This is a genomic window from uncultured Campylobacter sp., assembly GCF_963517995.1.
GTDB lineage: Bacteria > Campylobacterota > Campylobacteria > Campylobacterales > Campylobacteraceae > Campylobacter_A.
Map to the genome: position 1 here is coordinate 1 of NZ_CAUQHQ010000083.1, position 10,152 is coordinate 10,152.

Sequence of the window (10,152 nt, forward strand, 5' to 3'; positions counted from 1 at the left end):
AATAATTAAGGAGTATGGATGAAAGGTATCATTTCTCAGGTAATGGGTCCGGTAGTCGACGTCGATTTCGCGGATTATTTACCCAAGATTAACGAAGCCCTCGAAGTAAAATTCGAGGTTGAGGGCAAGCAAAATAGACTCGTTCTAGAGGTTGCCGCGCATCTTGGCGATAACCGCGTAAGAACTATCGCTATGGACATGAGTGAAGGCTTAATTAGAGGCCTTGAGGCTACAGCCCTTGGTGCACCTATTAGCGTCCCGGTCGGCGAAAAAGTTTTGGGAAGAATTTTTAATGTCGTCGGCGATTTGATCGACGAGGGTGAGGGTGTAGAATTTGACAAAAAATGGTCTATCCACCGCGATCCTCCACCGTTCGAAGAGCAAAGCACGAAGAGTGAAATCTTTGAAACAGGCATCAAGGTAGTTGACCTTTTGGCTCCTTACGCAAAGGGTGGTAAAGTCGGACTATTCGGCGGTGCCGGCGTCGGTAAGACGGTTATTATCATGGAGCTTATCCACAACGTCGCATTTAAACACAGCGGTTACTCCGTATTTGCCGGCGTCGGCGAGAGAACGCGCGAAGGAAACGACCTTTATCACGAGATGAAAGAGAGTAACGTTTTGGATAAAGTCGCCTTGTGCTACGGTCAGATGAACGAGCCGCCGGGAGCAAGAAACCGCATCGCCCTAACAGGTCTAACAATGGCCGAGTACTTCCGCGACGAGATGGGACTTGACGTTTTGATGTTTATTGATAACATCTTCCGTTTCTCTCAGTCCGGTGCAGAGATGTCGGCACTTCTTGGGCGTATCCCGTCAGCCGTTGGTTATCAGCCGACTTTGGCGAGCGAAATGGGTAAATTCCAGGAGAGAATTACGTCAACTAAAAAAGGCTCGATCACATCGGTTCAGGCTGTTTACGTTCCTGCTGACGACCTTACCGACCCGGCTCCTGCGACCGTATTCGCGCACCTTGACGCGACTACCGTTCTAAACAGAGCTATTGCAGAAAAGGGAATTTATCCTGCGGTAGATCCGCTTGATTCGACATCAAGAATGCTTGATCCTCAAATTTTGGGCGGCGAGCACTATAAAGTAGCTCGCGGTGTACAGGCGGTTTTACAAAAATATAAAGACCTTCAAGATATCATCGCGATTCTCGGTATGGACGAGCTTAGCGAAGAAGATAAGGTTACCGTTGACCGCGCTAGAAAGATTGAGAGATTTTTATCTCAGCCGTTCTTTGTTGCCGAAGTGTTTACAGGAAGCCCCGGTAAATACGTAAGCCTTGAGGAAAATATCGCCGGCTTTAAGGGAATTTTGGAAGGAAAATACGACGATTTGCCAGAAAACGCATTTTATATGGTAGGAAATATCGACGAAGCGATAGCGAAAGCCGAGAAATTTAAAGCCTAAATTTAAAGGAGAAGTAATGAGTAAATTACATTTAGAAATCGTTACGCCTGAGGGTTTAGTGTTTTCAAATGATATCAAAAGCGTGATTTTGCCGGGTAGCGAGGGCGAGTTTGGGGTTTTGCCCGGACACGCCTCGCTTATATCGCTTTTAAAGGCTGGGGTTATAGATATCGAGAGCGAAGATAAAAGCCATGATGCCGTCGCAATAAACTGGGGGTATGCCGAGATAAACGAAGGCAAGGCAACTATCCTTGCCGACGGCGCTGTTTACGTGTCGGGAAATTCTGAGAGCGAGATAGCAAATTCATTGCAAAAGGCGAAGGATTTAATTGCTGGCATGAGTAGTGAGAACAACGCTATGGCTGCTACTGTGGCAAAATTAGACAGTATGGCTCGGGCAAGATAGTGGCTGGACTTGATATTTTTTTAAACTACTTATCTAGAAGTAGTTTTATTACTATATTCGTGCTTAGCTGGCTTTCTTTTTATTTCATTATAAGCCTTACTATACTATTTTCTCGTATGGCAGGGCTTAGATCATGGCAAAAAAAAGAACAAAATGCTCTTGAGTCGCTATTAATGGGCGGGTCTAAACATGTTTTAAACGAATCCATTTTAAAACGGTTCGTAAGCGGCTCGATATCTAGAGAGAAGCTATCGGTCGCCGTTAGTATCGCTGAGCGAAATGCAACCAGCGGTATTACTTGGCTTAGTATAGTTGCCTCTACGTCGCCTTTTATCGGACTTTTCGGCACGGTGGTTTCTATTTTGGAGACCTTTTCTCAGCTTGGACAAGGCGGCGGAAATTCTTCTCTAAACGTTATAGCTCCTGCCATCAGCGAGGCGCTAGTGGCAACCGGGGCAGGTATATTTGTAGCGATACCGGCTTATACGTTTAGCTTGCTTATCAAGAGGAAAGCTTACGAGCTTATGGGCGTGATTAAGCGAGAGGTGGATATTCTCGTAACGCTTAAAGAAGATCAATGATAAATCTTGACGAAACCCCGGAGTTAAATATAACTCCGCTCGTGGATATTATGCTAGTTTTGCTGGCGATTCTTATGGTTACTACGCCTACCATTGTTTACGATGAACAAATTTTATTGCCGGACGGCTCAAAGACCAAAGCCTCTTCAGCCCAAAAAAAGGATTTAACCGTTATCGTGGATGCTACAAAAAAGGTTAGGATAGATCAAAGCACTATGGATTTGCGTGAGCTTCCCGATAATATCGTACTCATCGGAGCAAGATACGATAAAAATTCGCCTGTTTACATCAAGGCCGATAAAACTCTCATATATGACGATGTAATGTTTGTTTTAAAAAGCGTAAAAAACGCTGGTTTTACAAAGGTAGCGCTTCAGACTAATGGATAAATTTGATCTCAAATTTAACACTTCCGGCTACTTTGTGCTGTCGACTTTTCTTTATCTTTGCATAATAATCGGTATTTTTATCAAGCTTACATATTTTAAGGAAGAGCCGAAAAAATATACCGATACCAAAGATGCCTTTATGGATATCATGATAGTCGAGCGTGAACCGGATGTTACCGTAAAAGCACCAGAGCCTAAAAAAGAGGTCGTAAAAGAGGAAAAACCCCAGCCTATAAAAAAAGAGGAAGAGGTTAAAAAAGAAGAACCCAAACCTGATACCACCAACAAGCCGCCTGAGCCTGATCCTGTACCGCCAAAGCCTGAAGAAAAAAAAGTCGAAGAGCCAAATTTAAAGGATCTGTTTGGCAGTATCGATACCTCTAAACTAAAAGAGGATAAGGTTGCTAAGAAGAAAGAGCAACCCAAAGAGCAAAGTCGCAAAAAACCAGAAAAAGTCCAAATAAAAAGCCAGCAAAAAAAGGCTAGCGATGTAATTAATGCGCTTACTTTAGATCAGGTTGCCAAAACTCCAAAGTCGCAAATGACAGGTGAATATAACGAATATTTTGGCATGATTAGCAGAATTTTGCAGAGCAGATGGAGCGCTTATAAAGCTGATTCTAGCGATGAGGCGGAGGTTGAGATTGTCATCGACATTGACGGATCGTTTAGTTATGATATAAAAAAGTTATCGTATAATAGCGAATTTAACGACAAAGTTAGAGATTTCTTAGAGCGTATGACTTCTGAGAAATTTCCGCCGCCTACTCAGATAGGCAGAGCCGTTAGGCTCGGAACTAAATTGCAAGACAAACTAGAATAACGGAGGAACAATGAAGAAAATTTTACTTTTTCTTACTTTTGTGAGTTGGCTTTTTGCCGTTGATGCCACTATCTCGGTCGTCAACAAGGGCATGGCCCTACCAAAAATCGTGCTTCAAGACGCCACTACGGCCGTCGGAGATCAAACTTTTAAGGGCAAATTTCACAAAATTATGCTGGGAGACCTAAAGGTAAGCTCTGATTTTGAGGTCGTGGATGAGTATATCGCCAGTAGTTATGAAGGCGACTCAAATACGAACGTTATGAGTGAAAAGGGCGCACAACTAATTTTTAGATATGCACTTGAAGGCTCGCCAAATTCGCCTCTTACTTTAAGAGTTAAGCTTATAAACGCCAAAACGGCAACTACTCAGTACGAGAAAATTTATAATATGAACGACGGAGCAAAGTATCCGTTTATCGCGCATAAAGCGATAGTCGAGCTTATTAACGAGCTGAAAATGCCTCCGGTTAACTGGATGGAGAAATTTATCATTTTCGCCAAGGGAACAGGCTCAAAACAAAGCGAGATCGTTATAGCCGACTATACTCTAACCTATCAAAAAGTACTTGTACGCGGCGGTTTAAATATATTTCCTAAATGGATAGGAGCCGACCAGAGAGCGTTTTACTACTCTGATTATAGCGGTAAAAATTTAGTGCTATATAGGTACGACGTCGCAAGCGGCCAAAAAACTAAAATTTTAGATAGCAAGGGCGGTATGCTTATAGCCTCCGACGTTAGTCAAAACGGCGATAAAATTTTGCTAACTATGGCGCCTCAAGATCAGCCCGATATCTATATATATGATTTAAATTCAAGAAGATTATCGCAGATAACAAACTACAGCGGTATCGACGTTAACGGCAATTTCGTAGACGGAGATAGGCGCGTAGTTTTTGTTTCAGATAGGCTCGGCTATCCGAATGTTTTTGCTCAAAACGTCGACGGAAGCGGTTTTGAGCAGATGGTTTTTCACGGTAAAAATAACAACTCCGTCAGCACTTATCAAAACTATATAGTTTATTCAAGTAGGGAAGACGGCAAGAGCAGTTTTGGCACGAGGGATTTTAATATCTATATGATTTCTACTCAAACCGATTACATTAGACAGCTTACCGCAAGCGGAAAAAATTTGTATCCTAGATTTTCTAGCGACGGACAAAGCGTAGTATTTATAAAAGAGCTCGGCGGGCAGAGTTCTTTAGGCATAATTCGAGTGAATGAGAACAAAAGTTTTCAATTTCCATTAAAAATCGGTAAAATTCAGTCGATTGATTGGTAATATTTAGTAAATTTTATGATATAATAGCGATTAAATCTTATAAAAAGGATGAAAATGAAAAAAGTAGTTTTAGCTTCTGCTGCTGTGGCAGCTTTATTGTTGAGCGGTTGTAGCTCTAAAACCCCTGAAGTTGATATGAGCGCCGATGCCAATCAAAATACGGGCGGTATGAACTCAAGCGATAATATGATGAGCGATAGCGAGAGATTACAACAGTTAATCTCAAGCATCGAAGGTCAAGTTCAAACTGTGTATTTTGACTTTGATAAATTTAATATCAAAGGCGATATGCAGTCTGTTATCAATACAAATGCAGGCTTGTTTAATCAAGCGGACGCTCAAAGCCTTTCTGTAAAAGTAGAAGGTAACTGCGACGAATGGGGTACCGATGAATACAACTATGCGCTTGGTCTAAAAAGAGCGAAAGCTGCCAAAGACGCTCTAGTAAAACAAGGTGTTAATGCAGATAGAATAATGGTTGTAAGTTACGGCGAAAGCAATCCCGTTTGCACAGACAAATCAAAAGCTTGCGACGCTCAAAACAGACGCGCTGAATTTAAAGTTCTTCCATAATTTAGATTTATGACAAATTTAAAAACTATCGTGGCTCTTTTTGCGGGAGTCACGCTCTCTTATTCTGCTTCCAATGAAATTTCGGTATTTGATGCTGGAAATTTAGATAGCTCTAGTCCCTACGGTTTGACTGATAATGAAAAAACCTTTCTAAAAAATAGACAAAACGTAGAAAACCTAAGTAGAAATATGGGTGATGTCGAGTCAAATTTAAATGCTATGCAAGAGCGCCTAGAAGGCTTGCAAAGCGTTTTAGACGGGCTAAATTCAAGAATATCTAGGATAGAAAAAAGACTAAACGATCTTGAAGGAAACGACGGAAATTCTACCGCAAAAAGCGATTTTGAGGAGCTTAAAAAATACGTAGAAGAAAGTCGAAAAATACAAGAAGCCAATAATGCTAAAATCACCAAAGCCCTTAAAGATATGGGTGCTTTGATAGATAAGAGCAACGTAGCGCCTACTACCACAAAAAAAAACGATGAAGACAAACCGGTAGATAGCAATAGTCCGGTCGCCGAGTCGCAAACTCCAAAGACTGATTTTACTAAACAAAAAAATCAAGATGTGGCAAGCGAAGCCAAAAAGCTATTTGACGCAGGTAAACTCGACGACGCAAAGGCTAGATACGAGTATCTTTTAAGCAAAGATCATAAGCCTGCAATGGCAAATTTTTATCTCGGCGAGATAGCATACCAGCAAAAAGCCTATAACAACGCTATAAAATACTATCAGCAGAGCATTCAGCTATACGACAAAGCCGACTATACCCCAAAACTTCTTTATCACACAGCTATCAGCTTTGATAAGATAAAAGACACGGCAAGCGCAAATAAATTTTACAAAGCGCTAAAACTAGGCTATCCCGACAGTAAAGAAGCCAAAGCCGCACCCACTCGAAACTAAAACTTTTTTAATAAATTTAACGATATAATCACGTTATTTTCATAAATAGGAGAAAAACGTGAAAGAACAAGTTATAGCTATGTTTTATGAGCTAAAAGATGCAAAAACGGGCGAAATTTTAGAGTCCAATATGCAAGTGGGGCAAGAGATTTCTTTTTTAACGGGTCGCGGTCATATCATCGAGAAGTTAGAGGAAGAGGTTCTAAAACTAAACAAAGGCGAAACGAAGGTTATCGTTATCCCGGCTGCGCAAGCTTGCGGCGAGTACGACTCTAGCGCCGTTCAGATGCTACCTAAAGAGCAATTTGCGGGCATAGAGCTAAAAGAGGGTATGGAGCTTTTTGGTCAAGGCGAGCACGGCGAGAGCGTACGCGTGATAGTAAAATCTATCAGCGAGGACGACGTGACAGTTGATTTTAACCACCCTTATGCGAGCAAAGATTTGGAGTTTAAGGTTCAAATTTTCGACAGACGCGACGCTACTGAGGATGAGATAGCTACGGGCATGGTAGCCGGTGCTCACGCATGCGGATGCGGAGGACACGATCACGACCATCATCACGGCGAGGGCGGTTGCTGCGGACACGGACACCATGACCACGGTCACCACCACGGCGACGGCGGATGCGGCTGCCACTAAGAGAGCCTAGATGAGAGCAGCGTTTATATTTCCCGGACAAGGCTCGCAAAGCGTCGGTATGGGTAAGGAGATTTACGAAAATTTCCGCCCGGCCGCCGAGCTTTTGCAAAATGCAAGCGACAGCCTAAAAATCGACTTTTCAAATCTACTTTTCAACGAAAACGATCTTATAAATAGGAGCGAATTTACCCAGCCTGCTATCGTTTTAAACTCGCTTATGTGCTATCTCGCGCTAAAGCAAAGCGTAAATTTTAAGCCTAAATTTGCGCTTGGGCACTCTTTGGGCGAGTTTAGCGCGCTTGCGGTTAGCGGAGCGTTTGATTTTGTTGATGCGCTTAGGATCGTAAATTTGCGCGGTAAATTTATGCAAGAGGACTGCGCGGGCAAAGACGTAACGATGAGCGTTATTTTGGGTCTTAGCGACGAGACGGTCGAGCAAATCTGCAAAAACGCGCAAGCGGACGGCCGTCAAATTTACGCCGCGAACTACAACTGCGACGGTCAGATCGTGATCGCGGGTCTAAAAGAGGACATCGTTAAATTTGAGTCAGCGTTTAAAGAAGCTGGTGCTAAGCGCGTGTTGCCTCTAAATATGTCCGTCATTAGCCACTGCCCGCTTTTAAAGAGTGCTAGCGAGAAGCTAACGGCGCAGCTAGAGCCAGCGTTGGCCGCTAAATTTGACCCAGTCGTTTCAAACGCGTCGGCGAAGCCTTACGGCTCAAAAGACGAAGCGCTAAATTTGCTAAAAGCTCAGCTCGTTAGCCCCGTTTTATACAAACAAAGCATCAAAAGCATCGAAAACGAGGTCGATATTTTCGTGGAGTTCGGCGGTAGCGTGCTAAAAGGCATCAACAAAAAAATTACCGAGAAGCCGACATTTAGCGTCACCGATCTTAGCAGTCTTGAAGAGCTTTTAAAGGAGCTTAAATGATAGCGATCTTAGGCGCGATGCGCGAGGAGGTAGCTCCTTTGCTTGAGCGTATCAAGGACTACAAAGAGGTTAAGCACGCAAATAACGTATTTTACCTCGCAAATTTCGGCGGCAAGGAACTCGTGATCGCCTACTCTAAGATCGGCAAGGTAAACGCCGCTCTAACCGCAAGCGCGATGATCGAGAAATTTGGCGCCGACAAGCTACTTTTTACAGGCGTCGCAGGCGCGCTAAATCCAAATTTGAAAATCGGCGATATGCTTTACGCTACTAGCCTCGTGCAGCACGACGTCGATATTACGGCGTTTGGACACCCGCACGGCTACGTGCCCGAGACCAGCATCTTTATCAAAAGCGACGACGCACTAAACGCATTAGCCTCTAGCGTCGCGGCCGAAAAAGGCATCGAGCTAAAAGGCGGCGTCATAGCCACGGGCGATCAGTTTATCTGCGATAATGCTAAAAAAGAGTGGCTAAAAGCAACCTTCAAAGCCGATGCGGCCGAGATGGAGGGCGCTAGCGTGGCGCTAGTTTGCGAGAGTCTTGGCGTGCCGTTTTTCGTGCTTCGCGCCATCAGCGACGAGGCGGGCGGCAGCGCGGAGTTTGACTTCGATAAATTTTTACAAGACTCGGCAAACGTCAGCGCGCAGTTCATGCTCGCGATGATCGAGCGGCTATGATAGAGCTTAGCAAGCGGCTGCTGCGCCAGGTCGGGCAGACTAACGCCAGATACCGCATGGTGCGCGGCGGGGATAAAATTTTGCTCGGTCTTAGCGGCGGCAAGGACAGCCTCGCGCTCGCGCACGTGCTAAAACACATGCAAAACGTCACGCCCGAAAAATTTGAGTTTAAGGCCGTGACGCTAAGCTACGGCATGGGCGAGGACTACGCATACCTCACGCGCCACTGCGCCGAGCACGGCATCGAGCACGACGTGATCGATAGCTCGATCTTTGAGATATCCAAGGACAAGATCCGCAAAAATTCTAGCTTTTGCAGCTTTTTCTCGCGTATGAGGCGCGGCTATCTCTACACCTACGCGCTCGAGCACGGCTTTAACAAGCTCGCCATCGCCCACCACCTCGACGACGCGGTCGAGAGCTTTTTTATGAATTTTACTTATAACGGCGCGCTACGAACGCTTGCTCCAAAATACGTCGCGGCAAACGGGATCGAGGTTATTAGGCCGTTTATATTCGTGCGTGAGCGGCAGCTACGCGAAAACGCCGTGCGAAACGGGCTTACGGTTATCGGCGACGAGGCGTGTCCGGCGATGCGATTTGATATCAAGATGCCTCACGCTAGAGCCGAAACCAAGGAGCTTTTGGCAAATTTAGAAAAGCAAAATCCAAAGCTTTTTGTCTCGCTAAAGGCCGCTTTTGAAAATATCCACAGCGATACATTTTTCGCCGCTCAGGCGCAAAATTTAGAAGGATGCGACGATTGATGTTCGCAAATTTATCCGCTTTGGACGGCTGCTGATTTTGGTTGGAGCGGGCTTGACGCAACGACAATCTTATGCCGGATTTGGCTATTTTAGCGATTTTGTCAAATTTTAAGCAAAATAAATTCGGCAACTTCGCCCCTTTGTCTCGTGTGTTTAGAGATTTAAAACCGCAAAATTTAGCTACTTGCCCGTTCATGTTATACCTGGTTTGAGTTACCTGGTTAGGCGATGATGCGACCGTTTTTGATAGATCTAGCGAAATTTTGGCAAATTTTGTAAAAACCAATCAAGCTACAAAATCATCAGCCTTGCATCGATAAAATTTACTCGTATGCCTAAATGGCTAAAGGTATTTTGACAAAACCCAACTTAATAATCTGTTTTAGCGTCAAATTATAGACTAACAACCTTGTATATACATTCGTCGCGGCACCGCTATAAAACCGCGTACCGAGATTAGCGGTTTTTGCGGCAACTCTGCCTAAATCTAACTAAATCGTATTTTCTATTCTTACCGATAAATTTGGTTTTTATATTTTTTTGATATAATCGCACGTATTCTTAAAAGGTTTTTAAACCGTAACGCACGCTAAATTTAGGTATCAAATATCTATATGTCTAGCGCCGATTTGCCGGTTTATAAAGCATTCCAAGCTTAAATTTAACCCGCCTTTAAGACGTCAAACCATAACTAAGAACATTAAAAGGAGTCCACATGGCAGTAACTCAAGCGCAAGTAGCTCAGCTCTACGTAG

The 10,152-nt window shown here is 43.9% G+C and carries 12 protein-coding genes; all 12 read left to right on the forward strand.

The window, feature by feature from the left end; translation table 11 throughout:
• Positions 1–18: 18 nt before the first annotated feature.
• From atpD to RYL88_RS08815, 12 genes are read left to right on the forward strand one after another with little or no spacing between them, the layout of a single operon-like run.
• Positions 19–1,416 (forward strand): F0F1 ATP synthase subunit beta, encoded by a 1,398-nt coding sequence (gene atpD, locus RYL88_RS08760; protein ID WP_314990645.1) that lies wholly within the window; start codon positions 19–21, stop codon positions 1,414–1,416.
• Between the two features lie 16 nt (positions 1,417–1,432).
• The gene (gene atpC, locus RYL88_RS08765; RefSeq protein ID WP_314990647.1) at positions 1,433–1,822 is read left to right on the forward strand and encodes an ATP synthase F1 subunit epsilon; all 390 of its coding nucleotides are present in this window, start codon (positions 1,433–1,435) and stop codon (positions 1,820–1,822) included.
• The gene (locus RYL88_RS08770) at positions 1,822–2,403 is read left to right on the forward strand and encodes a MotA/TolQ/ExbB proton channel family protein (protein ID WP_295144906.1); all 582 of its coding nucleotides are present in this window, start codon (positions 1,822–1,824) and stop codon (positions 2,401–2,403) included. The genes atpC and RYL88_RS08770 overlap by 1 nt, the downstream gene beginning before the upstream one ends.
• A complete protein-coding gene (locus RYL88_RS08775) occupies positions 2,400–2,792 on the forward strand; it encodes a biopolymer transporter ExbD (protein WP_314990648.1) in 393 nt (130 codons plus the stop codon). The genes RYL88_RS08770 and RYL88_RS08775 overlap by 4 nt, the downstream gene beginning before the upstream one ends.
• Positions 2,785–3,615: a TonB C-terminal domain-containing protein gene (locus tag RYL88_RS08780; RefSeq protein WP_314990649.1), complete on the forward strand. Its 831-nt coding sequence runs from the start codon at positions 2,785–2,787 to the stop codon at positions 3,613–3,615. The genes RYL88_RS08775 and RYL88_RS08780 overlap by 8 nt, the downstream gene beginning before the upstream one ends.
• 10 nt (positions 3,616–3,625) lie before the next feature.
• Positions 3,626–4,900 carry a Tol-Pal system protein TolB gene (gene tolB, locus RYL88_RS08785; RefSeq protein ID WP_314990651.1) on the forward strand — a complete coding sequence of 425 codons (1,275 nt, stop codon included), beginning with the start codon at positions 3,626–3,628 and terminating at the stop codon, positions 4,898–4,900.
• Between the two features lie 54 nt (positions 4,901–4,954).
• A complete protein-coding gene (locus tag RYL88_RS08790) occupies positions 4,955–5,473 on the forward strand; it encodes an OmpA family protein (RefSeq protein WP_314990653.1) in 519 nt (172 codons plus the stop codon).
• 9 nt (positions 5,474–5,482) lie between these two features.
• Entirely contained in the window at positions 5,483–6,379 is an 897-nt protein-coding gene (locus RYL88_RS08795; protein WP_314990655.1) for a tetratricopeptide repeat protein, read from the forward strand.
• Positions 6,380–6,437: 58 nt separating this feature from the next.
• Entirely contained in the window at positions 6,438–7,019 is a 582-nt protein-coding gene (locus tag RYL88_RS08800) for a peptidylprolyl isomerase (protein WP_314990657.1), read from the forward strand.
• 10 nt (positions 7,020–7,029) lie between these two features.
• Positions 7,030–7,950 (forward strand): ACP S-malonyltransferase, encoded by a 921-nt coding sequence (gene fabD / locus RYL88_RS08805; protein ID WP_314990659.1) that lies wholly within the window; start codon positions 7,030–7,032, stop codon positions 7,948–7,950.
• A complete protein-coding gene (locus tag RYL88_RS08810; protein WP_314990661.1) occupies positions 7,947–8,630 on the forward strand; it encodes a 5'-methylthioadenosine/adenosylhomocysteine nucleosidase in 684 nt (227 codons plus the stop codon). The genes fabD and RYL88_RS08810 overlap by 4 nt, the downstream gene beginning before the upstream one ends.
• Positions 8,627–9,397: an ATP-binding protein gene (locus tag RYL88_RS08815; RefSeq protein ID WP_297968761.1), complete on the forward strand. Its 771-nt coding sequence runs from the start codon at positions 8,627–8,629 to the stop codon at positions 9,395–9,397. The genes RYL88_RS08810 and RYL88_RS08815 overlap by 4 nt, the downstream gene beginning before the upstream one ends.
• Positions 9,398–10,152 lie beyond the last annotated feature (755 nt).

What these genes read in the sequence shown, in the direction of transcription:
- atpD (WP_314990645.1), top strand. Translation starts at nt 19, where the DNA reads ATGAAAGGTATCATTTCTCAGGTAATGGGTCCGGTAGTCGACGTCGAT.
- atpC (WP_314990647.1), top strand. Translation starts at nt 1,433, where the DNA reads ATGAGTAAATTACATTTAGAAATCGTTACGCCTGAGGGTTTAGTGTTT.
- RYL88_RS08775 (WP_314990648.1), top strand. Translation starts at nt 2,400, where the DNA reads ATGATAAATCTTGACGAAACCCCGGAGTTAAATATAACTCCGCTCGTG.
- RYL88_RS08780 (WP_314990649.1), top strand. Translation starts at nt 2,785, where the DNA reads ATGGATAAATTTGATCTCAAATTTAACACTTCCGGCTACTTTGTGCTG.
- tolB (WP_314990651.1), top strand. Translation starts at nt 3,626, where the DNA reads ATGAAGAAAATTTTACTTTTTCTTACTTTTGTGAGTTGGCTTTTTGCC.
- RYL88_RS08790 (WP_314990653.1), top strand. Translation starts at nt 4,955, where the DNA reads ATGAAAAAAGTAGTTTTAGCTTCTGCTGCTGTGGCAGCTTTATTGTTG.
- RYL88_RS08795 (WP_314990655.1), top strand. Translation starts at nt 5,483, where the DNA reads ATGACAAATTTAAAAACTATCGTGGCTCTTTTTGCGGGAGTCACGCTC.
- fabD (WP_314990659.1), top strand. Translation starts at nt 7,030, where the DNA reads ATGAGAGCAGCGTTTATATTTCCCGGACAAGGCTCGCAAAGCGTCGGT.
- RYL88_RS08810 (WP_314990661.1), top strand. Translation starts at nt 7,947, where the DNA reads ATGATAGCGATCTTAGGCGCGATGCGCGAGGAGGTAGCTCCTTTGCTT.
- RYL88_RS08815 (WP_297968761.1), top strand. Translation starts at nt 8,627, where the DNA reads ATGATAGAGCTTAGCAAGCGGCTGCTGCGCCAGGTCGGGCAGACTAAC.